General features: G+C 43.1%; 18 protein-coding genes. 7 read left to right on the top strand and 11 right to left on the bottom strand.

All coding sequences use genetic code 11. The annotated features are described in order from the left end of the window. Nucleotides 1-66 precede the first annotated feature (66 nt). Nucleotides 67-1,392 carry an ATP-binding protein gene (locus tag KFV02_RS03185; protein ID WP_252380081.1) on the bottom strand — a complete coding sequence of 442 codons (1,326 nt, stop codon included), beginning with the start codon at nt 1,390-1,392 and terminating at the stop codon, nt 67-69. Between the two features lie 94 nt (nt 1,393-1,486). Then, complete coding sequence (locus KFV02_RS03180; RefSeq protein ID WP_252380080.1) at nt 1,487-1,780, bottom strand: hypothetical protein; 294 nt, start codon at nt 1,778-1,780, stop codon at nt 1,487-1,489. Nucleotides 1,781-2,472: 692 nt separating this feature from the next. Here KFV02_RS03180 and KFV02_RS03175 point away from each other — a divergent pair. Beyond that, nucleotides 2,473-3,327, top strand: a complete 855-nt coding sequence (locus KFV02_RS03175) for a YihY/virulence factor BrkB family protein (protein WP_252380079.1) — start codon at nt 2,473-2,475, stop codon at nt 3,325-3,327. Here KFV02_RS03175 and KFV02_RS03170 read toward each other — a convergent pair. The 6 genes from KFV02_RS03170 to argB all read right to left on the bottom strand — a co-directional run bounded on the left by KFV02_RS03170 (nt 3,324) and on the right by argB (nt 9,639). After that, the gene (locus KFV02_RS03170) at nt 3,324-3,773 is read right to left on the bottom strand and encodes a metal-dependent hydrolase (protein WP_252380078.1); all 450 of its coding nucleotides are present in this window, start codon (nt 3,771-3,773) and stop codon (nt 3,324-3,326) included. The genes KFV02_RS03175 and KFV02_RS03170 overlap by 4 nt on opposite strands. Before the next feature lie 538 nt (nt 3,774-4,311). Further along, nucleotides 4,312-5,418 carry a SufB/SufD family protein gene (locus KFV02_RS03165; RefSeq protein ID WP_434800279.1) on the bottom strand — a complete coding sequence of 369 codons (1,107 nt, stop codon included), beginning with the start codon at nt 5,416-5,418 and terminating at the stop codon, nt 4,312-4,314. A gap of 62 nt (nt 5,419-5,480) precedes the next feature. Next, nucleotides 5,481-6,239, bottom strand: a complete 759-nt coding sequence (locus KFV02_RS03160; RefSeq protein WP_252380076.1) for an ABC transporter ATP-binding protein — start codon at nt 6,237-6,239, stop codon at nt 5,481-5,483. 81 nt (nt 6,240-6,320) lie between these two features. Next, nucleotides 6,321-7,052 carry a rhomboid family intramembrane serine protease gene (locus KFV02_RS03155; RefSeq protein ID WP_252380075.1) on the bottom strand — a complete coding sequence of 244 codons (732 nt, stop codon included), beginning with the start codon at nt 7,050-7,052 and terminating at the stop codon, nt 6,321-6,323. After that, nucleotides 7,053-8,768 carry a dephospho-CoA kinase gene (gene coaE, locus KFV02_RS03150; protein ID WP_252380074.1) on the bottom strand — a complete coding sequence of 572 codons (1,716 nt, stop codon included), beginning with the start codon at nt 8,766-8,768 and terminating at the stop codon, nt 7,053-7,055. Continuing rightward, nucleotides 8,761-9,639: an acetylglutamate kinase gene (gene argB, locus KFV02_RS03145; protein ID WP_252380073.1), complete on the bottom strand. Its 879-nt coding sequence runs from the start codon at nt 9,637-9,639 to the stop codon at nt 8,761-8,763. The genes coaE and argB overlap by 8 nt, the downstream gene beginning before the upstream one ends. A gap of 408 nt (nt 9,640-10,047) precedes the next feature. On the opposite strand from argB, the gene KFV02_RS03140 reads away from it, so the two are divergent. The 5 genes from KFV02_RS03140 to KFV02_RS03120 all read left to right on the top strand — a co-directional run bounded on the left by KFV02_RS03140 (nt 10,048) and on the right by KFV02_RS03120 (nt 18,975). After that, a complete protein-coding gene (locus KFV02_RS03140) occupies nt 10,048-13,065 on the top strand; it encodes a site-specific DNA-methyltransferase (RefSeq protein WP_252380072.1) in 3,018 nt (1,005 codons plus the stop codon). Between the two features lie 12 nt (nt 13,066-13,077). Beyond that, on the top strand, nt 13,078-15,579 hold the full coding sequence (locus KFV02_RS03135) for a DEAD/DEAH box helicase family protein (protein WP_252380071.1): 2,502 nt from the start codon (nt 13,078-13,080) through the stop codon (nt 15,577-15,579). Between the two features lie 80 nt (nt 15,580-15,659). Continuing rightward, nucleotides 15,660-16,469, top strand: a complete 810-nt coding sequence (locus KFV02_RS03130) for a DNA adenine methylase (protein WP_252380070.1) — start codon at nt 15,660-15,662, stop codon at nt 16,467-16,469. A 648-nt stretch (nt 16,470-17,117) separates the two neighbouring features. Further along, nucleotides 17,118-18,140, top strand: a complete 1,023-nt coding sequence (locus tag KFV02_RS03125) for a tRNA dihydrouridine synthase (protein WP_252380069.1) — start codon at nt 17,118-17,120, stop codon at nt 18,138-18,140. 379 nt (nt 18,141-18,519) lie between these two features. After that, a complete protein-coding gene (locus KFV02_RS03120) occupies nt 18,520-18,975 on the top strand; it encodes a GNAT family N-acetyltransferase (protein ID WP_252380068.1) in 456 nt (151 codons plus the stop codon). Between the two features lie 400 nt (nt 18,976-19,375). Here the strand turns inward: KFV02_RS03120 and KFV02_RS03115 are convergent, their stop codons facing one another. Then, on the bottom strand, nt 19,376-19,963 hold the full coding sequence (locus KFV02_RS03115) for a DUF6448 family protein (RefSeq protein ID WP_252380067.1): 588 nt from the start codon (nt 19,961-19,963) through the stop codon (nt 19,376-19,378). Between the two features lie 471 nt (nt 19,964-20,434). Here KFV02_RS03115 and KFV02_RS03110 point away from each other — a divergent pair, with 471 nt between their 5' ends. After that, nucleotides 20,435-21,688, top strand: coding sequence for an OmpP1/FadL family transporter (locus tag KFV02_RS03110; protein ID WP_252380066.1), 1,254 nt, complete (start codon nt 20,435-20,437; stop codon nt 21,686-21,688). Nucleotides 21,689-21,752: 64 nt separating this feature from the next. Here KFV02_RS03110 and KFV02_RS03105 read toward each other — a convergent pair whose 3' ends face one another. Then, the gene (locus KFV02_RS03105; protein WP_252380065.1) at nt 21,753-22,502 is read right to left on the bottom strand and encodes an RNA methyltransferase; all 750 of its coding nucleotides are present in this window, start codon (nt 22,500-22,502) and stop codon (nt 21,753-21,755) included. A gap of 547 nt (nt 22,503-23,049) precedes the next feature. After that, the gene (locus tag KFV02_RS03100; RefSeq protein WP_252380064.1) at nt 23,050-24,060 is read right to left on the bottom strand and encodes a DUF933 domain-containing protein; all 1,011 of its coding nucleotides are present in this window, start codon (nt 24,058-24,060) and stop codon (nt 23,050-23,052) included. Between the last annotated feature and the right edge of the window lie 46 nt (nt 24,061-24,106).

Here is a 24,106-nt window from a genome sequence, read left to right as displayed (position 1 = left end):
TTACAGATATACAATGGTTCGCCTCTGCAGAAAATTAAAACTGAAGTGTTATTTCCTTGCTTCTTCCTATTCTCCCGTTTCCCAAAGCAACCATTCCAATACATTAACAACTTCAATTTTTTCACCTTCAAACATCTCTACTCTGCTGCTATCTTTAGTTAATACACTAAGCCTGATATTATCCGTATATTTCAATTCAGCTTTAGCTTTTACCAAGCTTCTGAATTCTCTTTTTTTTGTTTTTTCATCCTGTAAACTCAAACAGACCTGTATCAGATGAGTTATCTTTTCCTTTTCTTTGATTAAAAAATCAACTTCATAATTTCGTGAAGTTTTAAAGTAATAAATTTCGCTAAACCTGCGTTTGAGCTCTAAAAAAATGATATTTTCAAGCAAAAAACCTTCATTTTTACCTACTGCAAAAGAAACTCTTCTGGCAAGACCGGTATCAATAGCATATATTTTTCTGGGATTGGCCTGTTGTTTTTTTAACGACCATGCAAACAGGGGAACCCTGAATATCATATAGGCATTTTCAAGAAATTCAACATAATTATTAACTAAATTAAAGGATAAATTTAATGATTTTTTCAAAGAATTCAGTGAGACTATATTGGAAATTGAAGAAAGCATCCTGATGGCTATCTTTTCAAGAACTTTAAAATTATCCAGTTTATATCTGGCAACAATATCTCTGAGCAGAATTGAATCAAAATATACCTTTAATTCTTCATCTTTTAGTTCGCAATCAGGAATTAAAACTACTCTGGGAAATCCTCCATATTGCATATACCTCTCAAAAAATTTCTCTATTATCAATCTATTATTTATAAAATCCAGTTTTGTGTTAATTTTTAAATTGTTAAAAACCAAAAATTCTTTAAAACTAAGAGGCATTACTTCTATGTTTAAGTATCGTCCGCTAAGAAGAGAGCCAATTTCTTTGCTTAAAAGTTTTGCATTGGAACCCGTTACAAAAAGATGTGATTTTTTTAATTCATACTCTTTAAGCAACCATTTTTCAAAACCTGGAATATTTTGAATTTCATCCAGAAAAATATAAGGCTTCTCATCAGGCGCCAGATAATAGACAAAAGCCTCCTTAATTTGTTCAAGTAAATCCAGGTTTAAATCAGTTGCAAATCCAGGATCTTCCAGATTGACAAATAAGATATTTTCTTTTTTGACCTTATTTTCAATCAAATGTCTTATAAAATTAATAAGAAGAGTAGACTTGCCGCTTCTTCGAACTCCCTGAATAATAAGAATTTCATCAGCCTTTGCTTTATTTATTATCTCATGTTCATAGCCTGTTCTGGGATAGGTCTCAGGCAATTCTCTGTTCCAGAAATTCCACTGGTTTAAAATTTCTATGATTTTTTCCTTATCCACTTTCTCCCCCTATACCGACTGATTATACCCCAATATCAGTCGGTATAGCGACTGATATAAGAAAAGTAAACTTAATATTCCTTATCTCCTTCTTCTACCCAAGTTCTTCAACCCACTGACTCAAAATCCTGACCACTTCCCCAGCCTGCTTGATGGACGAAATATTGAACTTAGACTGGGGGGTAAATCGTCCATTGCGTTTCTGATAACGCACAACCCTGAACTTAACTGGTCCATAATCTCCTGTTTTACGGTCCATCTCTTGATACGCATACATAATCGTGGTCCATGCACCGCGGGTCAAGACCTCTTTTTTCAACTCCTTGACCACCAGGTTCCCGTCTTCATCAGTCCAATTGATAGTTAAATCATCAATGTTCTCAGCCATTTTCTCTCCTTTCGTGATAGATGTAATTTGTTAAAAGTTGTAATTTTTTTATCCAACCCGGATGTGAAGCGATTTTTTACACACGTATTCTGACTCAGTCAGAAACTTTTCGCTTAATGCCACCTATCTTCTATAAATTCAACAAACACCCCCCCAACTCAACAACCCGATTTACTCTTCAAGGAAAAGAAGGTAAAAAAGTATGTGATTTTCAATTTATTTTTTCGCATCCAATGAGATTTATGTTTAATAAGAGACAGAAAAAAGTTTCAACAGTAGGGTTTGTGTCCCAACCTCATTTTGACTGCCAGATTGAAAATCTTGGTTTCTTGAATGCATTGCAAAGGGCTGGGTAAGCCATCTTGGCGAAGCTTGCGGATAAGCAGAGTATCGGGACGAGAAAGCTAAATATCTGGTACTATCTGCCATAACTATCGACAATAAAAGAATATTCATCTATCCAAAATGTCCCATTATGCTCTGCCCGCAAGCAAGCTATAGTATGGGTCCAGGCATTTGCACCAGCATGAAAGAAACCAGGATTGAAAAAAATTATGAGAAGTTGCTTTCTTAATAAAACAAGAAGAAGTTTTCATGATGCTCAACTTATTAAAAAACAAGAAAACTGGACCCATGAAACTTACTGGAAGTAATGGAGTTTTATAAAAACTGGAGACTGGACCTCTTGGCTGATGGATAGACAAACAAAAAACCGTGGGCAACCAAATTTGCCATCCACCACACATAATAATAAGGCCCTGACCATGTGGACCAGGTTAACTCAAGCTATTTTTCTAGGCTCGAAAAACTTTTCGCGCCAGCAGGGCTTTTTACACTCTGCTGGTCTGACCTTTTATGCCCTGCTCTCATTTATCCCTTTAATTTTTCTCCTGGTATCCCTGGCCGGCCTAATCTGGGGCGACACCATACAGGTTCAAGAATTTATTCAAAATAAATTGGCCATCCTGCCCTGGGCAAAAGAAATCGTTACCTTGCAACTAAATAAATTTTTAAACATGGCCCCAAGACTTAGCTGGATCAGTTTTATTTTTATTTTCTGGAGCGCAGGTTTATTTTTTCATGCCCTGCAAATAAGCTTTAACTACATCGATAATAGACCCATCAAAAAACAATATTGGCGCCTGCCTCTACCCTGGCTCATAGGCCCTTTTTTGGGTATAAGCTTCATTATCCTTATGCTTATCATGCATGTTTTGAGTTATATACCGGCGCGTTTTATCCCCCCGGGTATGACTCCCGACATCTGGACCTGGTTGGGTTTTGCCTTGCTTATCTTTTCTTTATATCAAATCCTGCCACAAAAAAGATTCGCCACTGTTCCAAGTTTTATCCTTTCCCTTGCTTTATCCTTAGTAAGCCAACTGATTACCAAATTCTTCACACACATCTTATGGACTCAACCCAATTACAGCTTGATTTACGGCACTTTGTCCTCAATCATTTTATTTTTGCTCTGGCTAAACGCCAACATGATCCTCATCTTATGGGGCGCGCACTTTTTATTACTATGGGAAAAACAAGATTAGAACTTGCGATCCAAAAGGAGGTGTGAAAAATAACCAACGATCGCGGCCAGATAATAGGGCAGGAGCTTTTCTATGGAAATATTATAAAAAATCATGGGCAGGACCAGAATAGCTGAAGGGACTAGAAACATGGCCCACCAAGTATGAGTCCATCCCCGGTGATGCCCCAAGGCAGGCAACATGGCGCAAAAGCCCAGAATAGCCGCCCATTTGTATAGTCCCTTAATCATTAAGCCCAGATCCAAAGCAACTAAAAGAGCGTAAAATAAGTTCTGACCTTTAGAATCAGTATCTACATCCGGAAATAAAGAGGCAAGTAAAGATATACACAAAAGGATAAAAATAATTTTCAGGTCCAGGTGAATCTGCCCGAACCAAAAAGCCGCGGCTACTGCTGAACCGGAAAGCGCTAAGCTCCCCAGCAGGTGTCCTTTATATCCTGGCACTACAGTTTCCCTTGTAGCTTTTTTAGAGCCTGTGGCCAAACTCCATTTTTACTGCCAGATTGAAAATCTTGGTTTCTTGAATGCATTGCAAAGGGCTGGGTAGTCCCGCACCCATTTTCGGCAACTTTTGTGGCAAAGCAAAAAATTAACTTTAAAACCATCAATGCTCATCGCTATTCAGATACCCACTCAAAATGGGTGCGGGACGAAGCTTGCGGATAAGCAAAGCATCGGGGCGACAAAGCCAAATATCTGACTGACGCTATCTGCCATAATTATTAATAATGAAAAGAATATTCATCTATCCAAAATGTCCCATTATGCTCTGCCCAGAAGCAAGCTATAGATGGGTCCAGGCATTTGCAACAGTATGAAAGAAACCTGGATTGAAAAATCCAGAATCTGGCAGCAATCAGGGGAAAATTCTTCTACGGAATCCCACGTCCACTGACCGTCCTTCCTAGTCAACCACTCACCTACTCAACTACTCAACCCAAGTGCAACCATCGGATGCACCCCTTTCCCCCTAGCCTTAGAGCTAAAACATATCTTTCTCACTTTCAGCTATAGTCTTATCTATGCTCTCCTTGAGTTCTTTGGGCAGGCCCATAATATCCACGTTGAGAAAACCGCGGACAATAGTGGAAGTAGCTTCATCCTCGTCCAGTCCCCTGGCCATCAAGTACTCTATCTCTTCCTGGGCAATCTTGCCCACAGCCGCCTCATGAGAGAGCTCAACTCCGGACTTGGTTCCCTTAAGTTCCGGAATAGCGTGAATTACACCATCGTTTAAAATCAAACCCTTACATTCTAAATGACCCCGCACAGGCACTGCATTGCCCTCAATTACTCCCGGAGCAATAATTGTCCCTCCGGTTGTAATGGCCCGGGATATAATCTCCCCTCTGGTCTCAGGCGCATTGAGCACAATCTTGTTTCCTGAATTAATGTGCGTTCCTTGAGGCGCGACCAAAATAGAGTTAAATCTAGCCACTGCACCCCTGCCATTAAGAAAAATGGCCGGGAATGACTGCACAGACTTGACCGGCTTCAACAAAATATAGTTGCTTACAAACACCCCACCTTCTTCAACAATACCTACGGTCCTGGGTCTGACAGTGACCTCATCTCCCCAATTGTGAATCATGGTGAAGGTCAATTTACCGCCCTTTTTGATGAAAAACTCAGAAATACCCAAGTGCAGGGCAGAACGAACTTTATGTGACGTAGCGCAACCAGTGATAATGTGTACTTCTGAATCTTCTTCCACTACGATGATATTGTGCACACTTTGGGCTACGTCTTGCCCCTTGATAAACAGGCAGGACTGCACTGGTTCCTCTATTTTCGCCCCTTTTTCAGTGCGAATAAAATACCCGCCGTGAAGCTTTTCTGCTGCAGCCCTTGTAAACTCATCCTTGTCTTTATCCACTGCCTGCCAATAATATTCTGGCAGACCATCGTATTTCTCCAGGGCCTTCTGAATACTCAACACTTCCACGCCCTGGCGGCGAGAGCTGCAATGCACACTACTATGATCAATCTGAAGATAAGTCCCGCTCCTTTGCTCCTCTTCTACATCCACTCCAGCCATGAGCAACTCAGCCCGATCCTCAGAGTCAAGCTGACGTAAATCGGGAAGCATCGGACTTTCAGCCTGATCAAAATTATATACGCTCAAATCCACCTGGGGAGTTTTATCATTTTTTAACTCAGACATCTGACGCACTCCTTGTAACCATATTTACTGATATGATCCAAAATATCTCTAGGCCGGCCTTCGCAACAAAGTCGCCCCTGAAACATGACCTTCCCCCTGTCAGCATTAACATAGTCCAAAATATATCCGGTATGAGTAATAATCAGCCCGGAAGTCTTTTTCTGCGCTTTCAGGTCTTTCATACAAACCGCAGGGCTGGGCTCCAAGGAACCATCCAAAAGAGCCTTGGCTATCTTGCCAATCAGGGCCATGTTTTCCAAATCCACTCCTGACTCTGGCTCATCAAAAAGAACCAAATCAGGTTCCTGGGCCATGAGTTGCAGCAACTCCGAACGCTTTATTTCACCCCCTGAGAAACCATCATTTATATCTCTGTCTAAAAAATTTTCAAAATTGACCTTCCTGGCCAAATCTTCTACATCTATTTCCCTGTCCCGGGCACACAACCGAACCAAATCTCTGGTCTTTAAGCCATGGATGGTCGGTGGGCGCTGAAAGGACATGCCAATCCCCATTCTGGCCCTTTCATAAGTGGGCAAATCGGTTATATCCTTACCCTTGAATAAAATTCTGCCTTGCGTCACCTCATACCCGGCAAAACCCATAATAGTCATAAGCAAAGTTGTTTTGCCAGAACCATTGGGGCCAAACAAAATAAAGGTCTCTCCATCTTCAATATGGAGATCTATCCCCTTCAAGACCTCTTTTCCTCCTACATTAACATGCAGGTCTTCAATTTTTAGCATAGCCATCCCTCTTAATTTTTTATAAAAAAATTTTAACCAATTATTTCACCAAAGGCAAAAAAAACATTCTCTACTTTTGGCCTATTTTAGATGAAAATTATGATCACTTTCTTTTTGTTTATAACAATAATAGCATCTTTTCTCATTTTTAAAAAGGGAGAGCAAGAGCATGCCAGCTAAAAAACCGCCTGCATGGCCCCACCAGGCCACTCCCCCACCTGCAGAAGAAAAAACATTCGAAGAAATAGCCGATATAATTTGAATAAGAAACCAAAAACCCAAAAAAATAAGAGCAGGCAGTTCAAAAATATAAGGCACAAAAAATATTGGAATAAATGTCACTACCTTTGCGTGGGGATAAAGTAAAAAATAGGCACCCATTACCCCGGCAATGGCTCCCGAAGCCCCGACAACTGGCACGGCGGAGTCCATGTTAAATAAAAAATGAATCAACAAGGAACAAAGACCACATAAAAGATAAAAGACAAGGAACCTGAAAGGCCCCATTACGTCCTCAATATTGTCTGCAAAAATCCACAATGTCCACATATTACCCAAAAAATGGAGCCAACCACTGTGCAAAAACATGTGCGTTATCAAAGATATATAACCGCCATCCGGATAGCCCATCCACCTGGCCCATTCAGGATGGGTAAATCTTGCAGGAACAACCCCAAAAAGATGGAAAAATTTCACCAGTTGAAAATGATTTAATTCCAGGACAAACAAAAAAGCAATAGTATTAACAGCAATTATGGTCCAAACCATGACTGGCCGGTGCACATTGGGGATACTGTCTCTTAAGGGAATCATTTAGTTCTCCAGAAAGGAGGCTGACCGATAAAAAACGTCCAGTCTTTTTTTAAGATGGCGGACTCTTTTTTGACGCAAAGTCTTTAAAATATTGCTAAGGGCCAAAACTTTCTGCTCCAGAGCGGACAAATCATTACTGTTATCTATAATCAAATGACACTTACGCAGTTTATCAGCTTGCGGCCAGTGCCATGATTCAATCTGTGCCATCTGCTGCTCTGCCCATCCTCTGGCAAGCAGCCTTTGCTTACGCTGCTCGTCAGGACAAAATACACCTACTAAAATCAAACCATCCATCTTCCAGCCAGCTTCTAATATCAGGGGGATTTCAGCCACACATACTCTTTGTCTTTTATGTTTCTCCCAGAAGTTGCGCAATCTGAATTCAACCAGGGGATGGATAAGGGCATTAACTTCTCTGCGAAAGCTATCGCTCGCCACCATTTCCGCGAACAACTTTTTTTTGTCCACTTCTCCTGTCTCAGGTGCAATAAATTCCTGTCCAAACCTCTGTCGGAGAATAAACCAACCATCTCCTCCAGGCTGATACAGCTCGGCAACCTCTTCATCAGCACTAAAGACAGGGACCCCGAATTTTCTAAAGCATTTAAGCACTTCTGATTTGCCACTGCCAGGATTTCCAGTAAGCACTATTCGCTGTGTCTCCCGCTTCAAGAGCAAAGGAGCGCGCCAGAAATCCTTGGGCGGAGGACAAGTAAATTCCATTTCTTCTCCGGATTCCGGGTGGCTAAAGCCTAAACACCAGGCATGAAGAAGCTGCCTTTTGAACAAACTTGACGCACTCTTTCCCCTATCACCCAACAAGCTGAAATTTGTCCCCCCATAAACATTATCGCCTATTATTGGATGACCTAAGTGCGATAGATGCACTCTAATCTGGTGGGTCCGGCCGGTAAAAATTTTCACCCGCAAAAGACTCCACATACCTAGTCTATCTTTTAAAACCACCGTATATCTGGATAGGGCCGTGCGCCCACCTTTTTTTACCACGGCCATTTTGGTTTTATGTCTCGGATGCCTGCCGATAGGCAAGTCAATCTCACCCTCATCACCCGCTGGTACCCCAAAAACCAAAGCAAGGTACTCCTTATGTACTTGACGGGCGCTGAAATCTTGAACCAGCTTCAACCTGGCCTGCTCAGTCAAGGCAATAAGCATAAGGCCGGAAGTATCTTTATCCAAACGATGGACAATGCCCGGACGATCAGAATCTTTTTGAGCTAACCGGGGATAATTATAGACCAAAAAATTGACCAAGGTCGGGCCTTCTTCTCCTGGTGCAGGATGGACCGTAAGTCCGGCAGGTTTGTTTACGACCAGAATATGCTGGTCTTCATAAACAACGTCAAGTTGTCCAGAGATTGGGTCCGCTTTATTCTCTCCTTCGTGGAAAGGCAGTAAAACTCTTATTTCCTGGCCATGGCTGATTTTAAAACTGGGCTTGGTAATAGGCCTTCCATTAATAGTGACCAGTCCATGCTTGATCCACTTCTGTACTTTGGCCCTGGCCACGCCTCCTTCCAGGCCTAAGGAGAACAAAAATACATCCAGCCTCTGGCCATGGGCATTATCCGGAACAGTTAAGGCTAACTCTTTGTAAATATTCGAATCTTTAGATTCTGATACTTGAGAGTCGCGAGTTGTTTCTGACCCTTTATCTTTGACTCCTGACTCTCGACTCCTGACTCTATCCATATATTTCTGTGCCAATTCCAGCCCGGGTAAAGAGCTCCAGAATTATTGAATTCTCAACACGACCATCAAGGATATGTGCCTTTTCAACACCGGATTCAACAGCCTCAAGACAGCACTTGAGCTTAGGAATCATTCCGCCTCTGGCTATACCGCTTTCAATAAGCTCTACAGTCTCTCTCTTGTTCAGGGAAGAAATAATCTGCCCATCTTCATCCAGGACGCCTTGAACATCCGTAAGTAAAATCAATTTCTTGGCCTTTAGGCTTGAGGCTACAGCACAGGCCACAAAATCAGCGTTAATATTATAGGTTTCACCCTCTTCATCAACACCCACAGGTGCAATAATGGGAATAAATCCTTCCTTTTGTATAGATTTAATCAGGGTTATGTCCACATCAACCACTTCGCCTACCTTGCCAAGGTCAATAATCTCCGGGGGCGCATCTTTTTTATTGATGACCATTTCTAACTTCCTGGCCCTGATCATGCGACCATCTTTGCCCGAAAATCCAACTGCTCTTCCTCCATGGAGATTGAGCAAATTTACAATCTCCTTATTTACCTTGCCCACCAGGACCATCTCCACAACATCCATGGTCGCCGCATCAGTGACCCGCAGACCCTCACGAAATTGAGAGGCAATGCCCAACTGATCGAGCATCTTTCCAATCTGCGGACCTCCACCATGAACCACCACAGGATTCAAACCGATATATTTTAGCAGGATCACATTTAAGGCAAAGCTCTTTTTTAAAGAGTCATCAATCATGGCATGACCACCATACTTGATGACTATAGTCTGCCCATAGAACTCGCGGATATAAGGTAATGCTTCTAATAAAATCTTGGCATTTAACTTTTCTTGTTCCATAATATGTCCCCCAAGGAAACCAGATTCAAGTGTACACCCTATGATGAGTTGAGGTTGACTAGCAGAAAGCAGGTGACAGGTCAAAATCGGGAAAATGCCATTCTGCTAAAGCTGTAACGAAAACTTCTAACAGGCTAGGTAAAAAAACTCCAGTCCCAGGAAAAGCATTACAAAACTGCTTCGTAATCAGGAGAAACATGACACTTACCCCATCATGGGCAGTTCTTCCATGCCGGAAACCACAACCTGCAGGGCAAACGCACCTTGAATGTTCTTAGGTAGAACCACAAAAACCATTAACTCATCGCCTCAGATTTGAGGCAATTTTAAAATGTCGTCTCAAACCAGGTTGATTCGATGGCGGTATAGTTCGAAGTATGAATTATAATCTGCTGAAGGAACCAAAATATGAATAAATTCGATGAACTTGTCGCCAAGCTGGAGGAACTTTTTGAGCTCGACAAGGCAAACCTGGATTTTGGCATTCACCGGATCATAAAGAAGAAACATAAGCAAATTCATGAATACTTGCATAAACGACTACCGGAAAAAGTTAGACAAGTTTTAAGCGATCTGGCTCAAAACAACGCTCAGGACAAACTCAAGGAGGTGCGCCAACAGTGTGGATCTTCGTTCGGCGTTGATGCTTTTGAACCTGACGGAGCACTTGCGAAAAAGCGGCAATCCCTCCCTCTTGGGAAGCAATACATGGAACGGTTTGAGTCAGCTCAACAGTCTGTTGATGCCAACCGTCTGGAAGCCGAAGTCTATTCTCATCTCTATGAGTTCTTCAGCCGCTATTATGAAAGCGGCGATTTCATGTCGCTTCGGCGCTACAGCAACAAGCAAAAATACGCCATTCCTTACAACGGGGAGGAAATCATACTCCATTGGGCCAACAAAGATCAATATTACATCAAGTCCTCGGAAGACCTGAAAGACTACACCTTCACCATAGAGGAAAAGGGCCACAAGCTCCGAGTAAAATTTAAACTAACGCGCATGGATGCGGTTCAAAACAATAACAAGGCTGTAAGGGCCTTCGTCCTTGATGAAGAAGCAGACATTGAAACCACAGATGACACGCTGGTCATTCCGTTTCATTTTAAAATTTTTGACCGTAAACCAACAGCAAAACAGGTAATAGAGAGACTTGAAGCTGCTATCGAGGCTAAAATACCTGCGAGGTGGAAGAAAAGTCTATGGGCCGATGATCAAACATACACCGGCAAGAATACCAGGACGATTCTTCAAAAACATTTGCAGAACTTCACAAAGAAAAACACAGGCGACTATTTTATCCACAAAGATCTTGGCGGATTTTTAAGGCAGGAGCTGGATTTCTACATTAAAAACGAAGTGATGTACCTGGATGACGTGGACAACCGCCCAGCAAACTATCTGGAAGGTGAAATCCGTAAGATCAAGGCAATCCGTGCCGTGGCAAAGGATTTGATCGATTTTTTGGCCCAGTTCGAGGATTTCCAAAAAAAACTGTGGCTGAAAAAGAAATTTGTTGTGGAAACAAACTACTGCATAACTCTGGATAGAGTGCCAGAGGAACTTTATCCCGTGATTGTAGAAAACGAGCGGCAGTGGGAAGAATGGCGTAAACTTGGCTTTATCGGAAAAGCTGAAACGCCATCTCCGGAGTTGCTTAAAGAAAAGCAATATATGGTGCTCGATACAGCCTTCTACCCGGAAAAATTCAAATACAAACTACTTGCCTCTATTGAAGATATAGACGAACAAATCGACGGTCTGCTGATCCACTCGGAAAACTTTCAGGCCTTAAATCTGTTGCAGAAACGATACCGGGAACAGGTGAAGTGTATTTATATTGATCCGCCATATAATACAAAAAAAGACGACTTCCGTTACAAGGATGGCTATAAACACTCATCATGGGCAACATTGCTCAGTGATCGTCTTTCATTATCCTCCAGGTTACAACACTCAACCGGACTTTTATTTATCAGTATCGATGAGCATGAGGTCGCAACATTGAGACATGTGGCTAATACTGTTCTTGGTCCGAACTCCTTTGTTGCCGAGTTGATCTGGAACACTCAACATAGCCAACAGAACGGTTTGTTCTCACCTTATCATGAATATGTTCAAGTCTATTCTCTTATTCCCAGCAACGAGTTAGATAATTTTGAAGGAGGCGACGGAAAAATTGAAGCCGGCGCTATGAAAAAAATATCAAGAGCAAATCCTGAGAGTGAATTTGATTTTCCAGCAGGTGTGCCGTGGTTAGCTGATGATGGAGTTGATCTTTCAGGGACTTGGGGTGGTATGGAAAAAGTTACTTTGGTGAGGGGGAGGATGGTATGTGAAGCTGGAAAATTAAAGTATCCTGTAACATTAAAGGCTGGTTGGACCCAGAAGAAACAAATGGAGCAATTTTTCTATGGAAACAGACCTGTTTACGATTCTAAAGGCCAGGAAGTTACAGGTTTTTTCTTCACTAGAACTGGCAAACTTAAAATTACCAAAAAAAGAACTCGCATCACTCCAAGTACATTACTTCCTAAATTCGGGACTGTCTCCAATGCCACTGCTAGCCTTGCCTCAATGTTTGGTAAGGAGATATTCGGCAGACCTAAACCAGTAAAAATGCTCCAATATCTTATTGGTTTGCCAACCACTCACCATTCAACTGACTTTATTCTCGACTACTTTGCCGGTTCCGGCACAACCGGCCATGCAGTTGTCAATCTCAACCGCGAGGATGGCGGGAAACGGAAGTATATCCTTGTGGAGATGGGTGACTATTTTGACACGGTGCTCAAGCCGCGTATTCAAAAAGTCATTTACTCAAAGGATTGGTTAGACGGTAAACCAACCGCGCCAGAGACAGGCGTAAGTCACTGCTTCAAATATATCCGCCTGGAGAGCTACGAAGACACCCTAAACAATCTAGAGTTTGAAGACCGACAAGTAGACCTACTGGGCCTCATGGAAGAAGTGCAGGAAGAGTACTTGCTTCATTACATGCTGGATGTGGAGACCCGCGGCTCACTCCTCAAGCTTGACCATTTTGAAGATCCGTTCAACTGCATGCTAAAAATCTACACTCGCGAAACAGGGAAGGCGGAACCGAAAAGAATAGATTTGCCCGACACTTTCAACTACCTGCTGGGGTTACGGGTACGGAAAGTGCGCATAAAGGACGGCTTCCTGACCATCGAGGGTGAAAACCCGGCGGGAGAAACCGTGCTGGTCATTTGGCGGAATGTGAAGGAGAAGAACAACGCCGCCCTGGAAGAATTCGTTTCCGGAACTCTTCGCATTAACCCGGCGGATACTGAATACCAAGCGATCTATATCAACGGCGACACCACACTGAATGATCCGCACAATAAGATCATGCTCACCGAAGAAGTATTTCTTAACCTGATGTTTGATGTGGAAAGCCTGTAAGGAGAAAGCACTATGGCTGTGAAACTCGATAAACGCCTGGTGCTGAACGAATGGCTTTTCAGACAACTGGGCTACAATGACACCAAACATGGGATGAAGCACCTCAGCCGGGTTCTCCGGAATGAAAAAAACGGCTGGGACGAGCAGAATGTCTTTTACTTCCGCCGACAGCTGGAGGTGTGCCTGCCTGAAAAACGCGCGCTCACCAACGACCTCCTGATGGAATACGACCGGAACATTTTTGAACATTGGCAAGCCATCACAAAAAATCGAAGGTTCAAAGAGCATCGCGATATTTTTCCGCTTTACTTTCAGTATCTGGCCCTACTCTTCACGGAATACTACCTGGACCGTTGGACCCGTGACAAACAACAGCAGACAACAACGCTCCTGGATGAACTTAATACGTTCCGCAAAACCTTCAACCATCGTTTCACTGAACGCGGGGCTGCGTCAGACCGGATTCAACTATACACTGAACAGGATTTAACAAAACTTGCCTTCTGGATTGCCACCGGCGGCGGTAAGACTCTGATCATGCACTGTAATATTCTTCAATTGAAACATTACCTCGAAAAACGCAAATTGACTCGCTTCCTCAACAAGTATCTACTCATCACACCTAATGAAGGACTTACCAATCAGCACATTGACGAGTTCAGTCTATCTGGCATCCCTGCTATGCGCTATAAGCCGGACCAGAACCGGCATAATCTTTTTCTTGTTGAGATTATTGAAATTACAAAACTAAAAGAAAAAACCGGCGTTAGTACTGTAGCCGTAGAACAATTCTCACGGAATAATGTAGTCATGGTTGACGAAGGTCACCGTGGTTCTGGGGGAGACGAATGGTTCAACAAACGCCAGCAGCTCTGCGCCGAAGGCTTTTCTTTTGAATATTCCGCTACTTTCGGCCAATCCGTTAACGCTCTTTCAGGTGCGAAACAAAAAGAGATGAGCCAGCTTTATGCCAAGAGCATCCTCTTTGACTACTCATACAAGTTCTTCTTCGGTGATGGTTATGGGAAGGATTTTCATATTCTGAACTTTAGCCAGGATGGCAGCGCCAGTCAGGATGAGCTTCACAAGCTGTATCTTACAGCCTGCCTGCTTCGTTTTTACCAACAATGCCGTCTGTACCGGGACAACCACCGCAAATACGTTTCCTATCTGGTTGATGACCCATTGATGGTATTTGTGGGTGGTTCTGTAACCGGACACCGCCGGCAAACCCATGACACCGATGTGGTCACTGCTCTTCGCTTCTTTGCGGACTTCGTGACCGATGAGCAGACCAGCATTCACCACCTTGTTCTGCTGCTTCGCCAGCTGGACGAATTGTACGACAGTGAAGGACTGGTTTTCCGTAATGCGTTTAACTATGTCCGAAAGCTGTTTTCACCTACCGAACCTGATTCGGCCACGCGTCTTTTCCGGGATATTCTTCGTGTTGTTTTCAATACAGCCGGACGCGGCCTTTTACATGCTGTTTATCTCGAGGGCAGCGGCAATGAAATAGGGCTACGCGTGGGCGAAGGGGGCGAGTATTTTGGGGTCATCAATGTGGGAGAGCCAAAAAAACTCTGGAATTTGCTTCAGGAGCAGCACGGGAAAACTATTGTCTGCTCTGAACAGCAATTTTCTGTTTCCCTCTTTGACAATATCAAGTCCCATAACAGTAAAATCCGGCTTCTGATTGGAGCAAAAAAATTTACGGAAGGTTGGAGCTGCTGGCGGGTGAGCTGCATGGGTTTGATTAACGTAGGCCGCAAAGAAGGTTCCCAGATCATACAGCTTTTCGGTCGCGGGGTACGTCTGAAAGGTTTGAACTTCTGTCTGAAGCGAAGCAGGCATATACCTGATGTTGAACATCCAGAGTTTATCGAAGAACTTGAGACATTGAATGTGTTCGGGATACGAGCCGACTATATGCAAGCGTTCAATGAATATATCGATGAAGAAGATATGCTATCTGAAAAGAAGATAGAAGCCAATTCTCTCCCAACAATCAAAAACCTGGCCCGGACTGAGCAGAAAATTATCCTGCCTCAAAAAGATATGGCGGATTTCAAAAAGGAAGTAAAAGCGAACCTTCATCGCTGTGAAAATATTCGGACTAAAGTATCGGCTGATTGGTATGGCCGACTGGACAGCAAGACGAAGCGGCACGCTCTGCATTCGGACGAGGGTAATACACTTGAACCCACTTACCTGAAGCCTGAAAATCTCAAGTTTCTTGATTACGACCGGCTCTACATGGAATTGCTTCACTTCAAAAAACAGAATGCCATGTACAATCTTGAAATCAGCCGTGATTCAATTCGGGAGCTGCTTTCTCAAAACGATTGGTATGACTTGTTTATTCCTGAGCACATGTTGGAGTTTACGAGTTTTGAGAAGGTACAGTTATGGCAGGAGATTGCAGCAGACCTGTTGAAAAGATACTGTCGCAAATTCTACAATTTCAAAAAAAGCAATGCGTATAGTTCCTGTGCCTGCGAATGTCTGAGCTGAAACTGAGACTTATCCCATGGAATTACCAGTTCTTTGCCCTGAAACAGGGCAATGGAGTTGAGGTAAAAGGAATATAAAAAATGTGTAAACCGTTCATCAAATGGGTAGGCGGAAAAAGACAGCTTGCGGACGAATTACAAAAACGTTTGCCCAGCTCCTATAACAGATATTTTGAACCTTTTGTTGGCGGGGGAGCCTTATTTTTTGCTTTAAAACCAGAAAAAGCTTTTATTGCTGACCTTAATTCAGAATTAATTAATGTATATAAAATAGTCAGGGACTATGTTGAGAAACTTATTAAAGAGCTTTCCAAATATAAAAATACAAAGACTTGTTATTACCAAACCAGAGACATGGACAGAAAACCTGATTACCACAGATTGCCAGCACTACAAAAAGCGGCCAGGTTCATTTATCTTAATAAGACATGTTACAATGGGCTCTATCGGGTAAATAGCAAGGGTCAGTTTAACGTCCCTTTTGGAAAATATAAAAATCCTAAAATTTGTGATGCTGAAAATCTTAGAGCGTGCAGCCAAGCTTTGCAAAAAACTGAAATTGTGAATGCTGACTTTTCTATTGTCCTTGATTTTGCCAATCCGAAAGATTTTGTATACTTTGATCCTCCTTATGTCCCTCTTAATGCCACGTCAAACTTTACTGCCTACACACAAAACGGTTTTGATGTAGATATGCAATTTATACTAAAAGAAGTATGCGATAAGTTAACTGATAAAGGCGTTTTATGGATGCTATCTAATTCATATACTGAATTTGTGTTGAATTTGTATAAGGAATATAATATTCACACTGTTTATGCCAATAGGGCTGTTAATTGTAAGAGTAATGGGCGAGGCAAAATAAAAGAAGTTATTGTAAGTAATTACTGATAGCGGGAACTCACTCATCACGCCACAAGCCCCGTCTAACTTTCCTTGCCTCTGGCACAGCCCTCAGCCAACGCCAGCAAAGCCTTCGAGAAGTGCAATATCGACGGTGACCCCAAGTTAACCGTGGGACATCAAATCAAGATTCAAGCATTGATTAACTATGAGTCATACTTCGCCCGTAACTGTTAAGGGTGGCAGGCTTAAGCACGACAACTTCATTCCCACCATGTCATCTGTGTAGTCTTACAGTGTATCTGACGTTTTGGGATAGCCCTCCTACCGGAGGAACAGCCCTGACCTTGAATATGCTGAGAAGCACAACAAGCCTTACTTGATGATAGATTTAGATCAATTCTCTTGCGAACAATCAGTATCAGTAGAAAAAATCATCAGTTGGGGTTCTGCTGTAATACAACAGAAAAGTGACTAAACCAGAAGCCTAAAAAATTGATAATCTGCTTGGTAAAAAAGCAAAAATAAGGGATTTGTGGCTAAAACTTAGCCCATCTCGCTTCGTCATCTCCTTGATTTTGTTATTTTTTCCAGTTATGCCCCAAAGCTCTAGCAACATATGACCATTGACGATAAAAAGGCTAAGAGGTAGCTTTTCTGTTTAGCTTTGCACCTCTTAATCTTTTAGCCTTCAGTATGAACTCATTAAAATCTTTTCTAAACACTCCCTTAAAAATCGGCCGGAAGGAAATAGCTAAGAGAGTCATTTTAGCACCTATGGCCGGTCTAACGCACATAGCCTTTAGAGAAATCCTGGATGATTTTGGCGGCTATGGCCTGACCTATACTGAAATGTGCAATGCCAGGGCCCTGCCCCATGAGAACCGCTATAAATCACCTGTGTTTTCCTGGCGTGACTCAGAGGCAGTACACCTCGTCTGTCAGATATATGGATCAGAGCCAGAAGTGATGACCAGAGCCGCCGTGCGCATTGAAAGTGAAGGTCTTTTTGGGGTAGATGTGAATATGGGCTGTTCTGTGGCCGGCATTTGCCATAAAAATGCAGGGGCAGCTTTGTTAAAAGACCCCGGGCTTGCCCTGTCCATTGTCAGGTCTATCAGAGAGGCGGTATCCTGTCCTTTAATCATTAAGTATCGCACAGGTTGGGAAGATAAACCGGAACCAGCCATAAGGCTTGCCCAGGAGTTTGAACAGGCCGGGGTGGATGCCTTAATTTTTCATCCCCGCGTAGCCCCTGATCGCCGCTCACGTCCACCCAAATGGGAGTACATAAAGAAAGTGCAGAAGGCTGTCTCCATCCCCGTTTTTGGTAATGGCAACGTGTTTAGCCCTGAGGACTGTGCCCGGATGCTGGACACAACAAACTGTGCCGGAATTGCCCTGGGCAGAATGGCTATAGCCAAACCATGGATTTTTGCCGAGATGACCGAAGGGTTTGAACCTTACCCTGAGCTTTATCCGCAAGTTGCCTTAAAAATGGTTGAACTTTTGTGGACCTATTTTGAGCCTACACGAGCCATTAAGCTCTTTAAAAAATTCGCCCTCTATTTTTGCGCTAATTTTGTCTTTGGCAATTCCATACTGAATGGATTTATGAAAGTGCAAACAAAAGAGAATATAATTAAATATATTGAAAAAACCTTTACCCCCTGTCCTCAGCTAGCCCCCAAACCCAATTCTATTCTGTTTTCAGGGTAAAAATGTGTTTTACAATCAGCCTTAAAACTCCACTGAGCATAAGTTTAATGCTGCTCTTTATCAGCCACCCATTCATATATCCCGCAAGACCATAAACATACTGCCACAAAACTTAACACCGTAGTCTCAATTTTGCACTCTCATTGACTTCAACCTGTAGGCACTGTAACTTGTCAAAAAATAGAAGGTAATATTTACTAACATAATAACTAACCAGAAGCCTGCGGTTGTAAATGGACTGTCAGCCCAATTTATTAACCACGATATTCGCCTCGCACCTTGAGACGTGGGCTACGAAATGGCCCATCTCGCCACATGTTAGGCCCAATACAACAATCTCACCAACAATATTCATTTAGAAATGAAGAAGGGATAATCAATGAACAATCAAGAAGTTTCCATTAGACCAGCTACTTTAGATGACATAGATTCTCTTTTACCACTTCTAAAAGAACTATTTTCTATTGAAGAAGACTTCGTCTTCAACGAAACAAAGCAACGCAAAGGACTGGTAAAACTGCTTAGTAGTGAAAAAGGCCGTGTCATGGTCGCCACTATTAATAATGAAGTGGTTGCTATGTGCTCTATCCAAACCCTAACTTCTACAGCTGAAGGTGGAATTGTGGGGTTAATCGAAGATATGGTTATCAAGAAAAAGTATTCAGGTAGAGGTATTGGTAAAACCTTACTTGCTTCCATTGAAAAGTGGGGAAAACTCCAAGGTATGACCAGGCTTCAATTATTAGCTGATAAAAACAACGTACCAGCACTAAAATTCTATGAAAAGTGTGGTTGGCAAAAAACACAACTGATTTGTCTTAGAAAATTTACATAAGATATCGCAAAACTAGTTTGGACCTCACCAAAATCTGGGACGTTATTGAAAATCTCCGGAAAGATGAAGGTGAGTGCATCCGATGGCTGCACTTGGGTTAAGTAGTTGAGTAGGTGAAGGCTGGAAAAGTAGAGAAAATCAAGGAAAAAATCCCTGAATTTGAAACATTAAAGTTAGTAAAATTTGGCAAGGTGTATCCGACAGTTGTTCTATTTCGTATAACAAAGGGCTGAGCACTAAAAAATCCAGAGAGTCAACGGAGGGCTTTGACGCTGGCCCAACCAGGGCTTGCGCCAAAGGAACTCCCTCCGCTGCGCTCTGGAACAACTCAAGTCATGCAGGAGTCAGTTGACCCTGTTCACCTACAACATACAGCATTAAAGCTTACCCTGACTATTTCTTAATGAGCTCCATGCCCCTTGACGGCCATATGCAGCCGTTCCAGGTAATGAAGGAATTCCACATAGGCCTTTACAAACTCACGCCCTTGCTCTACGCTTTCCTCAGCATGCTTTTTAGTCTCGATGGCATGGGTAAAACGTTCACGTATCCCCTTAGCCACTGCATTGGTCACGAGTTCTACAAGGTTATCAACCGAACCGCTTTCCAAGGCCTTGTCGCCCTTTGCTACGATAGGTTCCACTGCTCCGGCAGGTTTCAGCCCAGTGTAAGGAGCCCCTTCGCCCGCGCGGTGTATCCTGACCAGAGTTTCAAAGAAGTAGCGATCAGCCAATTCCTTTGCATCTTTACCTTTCCCCCTGACAGCCATTGTCTTTTTGAATGCATCGCGAATTTCCGCCTCATACTCCTTTTTCACCCATTTCAGCACAGGGGTTACGTCACCCTTTTTCAGGGCAATTTTTGCAGCCGTCACTACCGGCCCGTCCAGGGTGTCGCAGTGGGCCGCGGCAAAATCCGGCCTAAACAACACCACACCGAAGGCAAAGACAACCGCTGCTACCATTGCGACAAAATTTTTTCCCTTCATGTTCCCCAACCTCCTTTTTTGTGTTTGTTGGTTAATCCCCATACCTCTGTGCCTACATCTCCTACCATTTAAAAGTTTTAGGCATAATCACAGTCCGATTAACTGTCCCAGTGCTTCTTTAGGCCATATATAGCCCAAAACGTTCTCAGCCCTGAAAGCTTCTCTAGAGACGGATAATGCCGTTTCGTTGCGTTAGTTGATACAATACCTTTCAGAGAACCTTCCTTGACTTAAGTCAAATTTTTTAAAGAAGTTATGATTGAAGAAAAAAGGAGGGACGAGAGACAGGCAAAATACTTTGTCCAATTATTGTATCATCCACGTTAAAATGTTGATTTACAAGCTAAAAGCCCAACTTTTTTCCTAGTTTTTTATTTGCCTCATTTTTCCAATTAAGATAATGAGCCCGTTCTCTTGTTCTGAAAAGTAGATTTGTTGATTGTTAATCCACAATTTTTTTTAGGAGGAGAGATGGGTTCCAAAAAAATTTTTTTATTTCTGCTTGCTTTATGGTTGCTTCAGGCATCTCCTGTACAAAGTGCAGGATTTGGCATTTACGAATGGAGCGCGCGTGGAAACGCACTGGGGGGAACACTTGTTGGCCGGGCAGATGACCCTTCTGCTGTGGCCTTTAACCCTGCTGGTACCACCCAGCTTGAAGGCGGCAGGGCTATGGCCGGATTCACAGCCATTACCCCGCAAGTAGAGGTAGTCACGGACACAGAAACCACTAAAGCTAAAAGTAATATCTGGCTGCCTCCACACGCTTATCTGACTTACCAGCTGAATGACCGCTACTGGTTAGGACTCGGCATCTTTTCTCGATTCGGTTTGGGGAGTGAATACCCTGATGACTGGCCAGGAAGATATAATGTAACTTATGCCGGAATCAGGTCTATATCTGTAAACCCCAATCTGGCTATCAAACTGACAGATGACCTTTCTTTTGCCTTTGGCCTGGAGGCCATGTGGTTTGAGTTTACGCAGAAGAAAATGAAAGACCTCGGAGTTGGTGAGGATATGCAGGCAAAGCTAGTCGGTGATAGTGTGGGCTACGGCTTTAACGCTGCCATCCATTATAAACCAACCAACTGGTTATCCATGGGCATTGTTTACAGAAGCCAGGTGGAACAAACAGTAAGAGGAGATGCAACTTTTGATCGGCCTGCAGCCTTTGTCGCTTTATATCCCGACTGGTTCAAAGATACAGGAGCAAAGGGTGATATTACATTACCTGATTCCTTTACCGCGGGTATTATGATTGAACCCATGTCAGGACTAACTTTAGAGGCAGATGTTGTCTATACTCGCTGGAGTACCTATGACGAATTAACAATAGAATATGATGATCCGTTAACACCAGGCCATCCGTCAGGAGATACTTCCTCCACCACTACTAAAAAAGACTGGCACGATGTATGGCGCCTTCAATTCGGCGTGGAATACAGCTTGAATGAGTTAGTGGACTTGCGTGCCAGCTATGTCTATGATCAAAGCCCTATCCCGGATGAACATGTGGATTACATGGTCCCGGCAAACAACAGGCACTTGTTTGGACTGGGAACCGGTTTTCATTGGGATAAGTGGGTGGTTGACCTATCTTACACCTATTTGTTGATCGAGGACAGGGATGTCGACGCTAGAACTACTGACTATATCCTCGAAGGTGAGTTTAAAAATGGGCACAGCCATCTCATTGGCTTGAGCATCGGGTATAAATTTTAGGCACCAATTTACCAAACTACCCCACAAAAAAAGGCAAGCATCATGCTTGCCTTTTTTTGTGGAATCAATCACTTTTTGATTTATCTACCTGTGATTTCAGCCACCTGATTTGCCGACACACCCCCATGAGTAAATTGAATTCATTTCGCCGAAGCGCAAGCCTGTTCATGAACCTTTTCAGGGGCATCATAAAATAATCAGGGTTGTCTTTGCGTAGGAAATCAATGTCCAGCAAAGCCTGCTGCATATGGGTATACAAAGTCAAAAGCTCTTCGTGAGTAGCCAAACGTGAATTTTCAGTAATAATAGGTCTTAATTTCCTTGTCGGCTTTAATTTAAAACACTCATAAAGAATGATAAGTACTGCCTGGGCCAGATTAAGTGACCAGGCGTCGGGCATGGTCGGGATAGAGATAAGGGAGCCGCAGATCTCAATTTCCTCATTGGTCAGACCAGTATCTTCAGGACCGAAGACAATAGCAATCTCTGCACCAGATTCAATCTCGGCGGTCATGCGCTTGGCAGCTTCTTCCGCCATGAGTATGCCTTTGCGCCAACCGCCCATTCTGGCTGTAGTGGCATAGACTTTATGAAAAGAAGCAAGGGCCGTAGGCAGATTGGAAACAACCTCTGCCCTTTCCAAAACCTTCTTCCCCTTGACAGTAGCCAAGGGTAGGGCCCTGTCCATATCAAACTCTTTAGGGTTGACCAGGATAAGATTGGGACAGCCCATATTCACACAGGCTCTGGCCACAGACCCTATGTTTTCTGAATACTTTGTCCTACATAAAACTACTGTAATATTGTCCAGCATCTTTTATAAGTCCGAAATCCTAATTTCAAAATTCTAAACTCCAAAGTCTGTGGCCAAACCCAATTTTGCCCACCAAATTGAAAATCCTGGTTTCTTGAAAGCATTGTAAAGGGCTGGGTAAACCATCTTGGCGAAGCTTGTGGATAAGCAGAGCATCGGGGTGACAAACCTAAATATCTGAGACTATTTGCCATAACTATCGGCAATAAATAAAATATTCTCTCACATTCTAAATGCCCCATTATGCTCTGCCCGCAAGCAAACTATAGATGGGTCCAGGCATTTGCACCAGCTTGAAAGAAATCGGGATCGAAAAAAATTATGATGGCCTTTGAGTTTGATCAAGGTTTGGTCACAGACTATCCAGCACTCATTTTTAGCCAATATTATGGTCAGGTTCTGAAATTAAGCTTTTAAAAAATCAATGGCCATTCTATTCAAACAGTCGTTGTAAAATGGGTGCTTAATTAAATTACCAAATGCCAGAAAAGATTTACTCAGTGTTGTCAAATTGCTGAAGGAAAAGAGTTTTAAATTGTGGTCACAGCTAAACATTAAACCTAAAAGTAATAATATCTCCGTCCTGTACTATATAGTCTTTTCCTTCCAGACGAAGTGCTCCCTGTTCTTTGGCCTTTTTGAAATCCTGGTATGTTAGAAAATCGTCCCAGGAGAGCACTTCAGCACGGATAAATCCCTTTTGAAGGTCTGAATGAATTACCCCGGCGGCCTCTGGTGCGGTAGCACCTTTTTTTAACGGCCAGGCCCGAACTTCTTTTTCGCCAGCGGTTAAAAACGTAATAAGCCCCAATAAATGATAGGTCTTGGAAATAACCCTATCCAGGGCTGACTCCTTAATACCTAGATCATCCATAAACATCTGAAGTTCTTCCGGATCGGTAAGTTCTCTCATCTCCCGCTCCAGCTTTGCCGATACAGTCAGATGCACCTGACCGGTCTCTTCTTCAGGGAACTTGACCTGCCCGATGTTGTCTTCACTCACATTCCAGGCATAAAGTATTGGCTTAGCAGACAAAAAACAAAATCCTCTCAGTTCATGAGCCTGTGCCAGTGAAGGTTCCTTGCGCACAGGCTGTTCAGACTCCAGCAACTCCCGTACCTTAACAAGCAGTTCTTCTTCTTTGGGGTCAACCAGATGCTTGGCCTTCTTTTTGTCCATGGCGATCCGCTCCAGCTTCTTTTCCACCACAGCCAGGTCAGAAATGATCAAATCCATCTCAATGGCCTGCCACTGCTCACTGGGGTCATTTACCCCACTAAATCCATCCAGGACTGCCAGTAAACAATCATAAGGCCTGATTTCATTTAGCACCCTGGCTCCCAGACCCTGACCTTTTCCTCCCCCGCCGGGAATGTCCAGATATTCAATTTCAGTCTGGGTTACCTTCTGAGGGTTAAAAAGCCTGGCCAGAGGCTCAAGCCGCGGTTCAGGAACCTTGACCATGGCCCTGTTATTCATACCAATTTCCGGCCCAGCCAGAGCCATGAACAAATCTGTTTTTCCACTGCCGGCAAAACCAAATATTGCTGTCTTCATGAATATTTTCTCCTAAAGTAGAGCCTTGTCGTATGTGACAACAGGG

It is taken from the genome of Desulfovulcanus ferrireducens (assembly GCF_018704065.1).
Taxonomy (GTDB): Bacteria; Desulfobacterota; Desulfovibrionia; order Desulfovibrionales; family Desulfonatronovibrionaceae; genus Desulfovulcanus; species Desulfovulcanus ferrireducens.
This window is presented reverse-complemented; position numbering and strand designations above follow the sequence as displayed.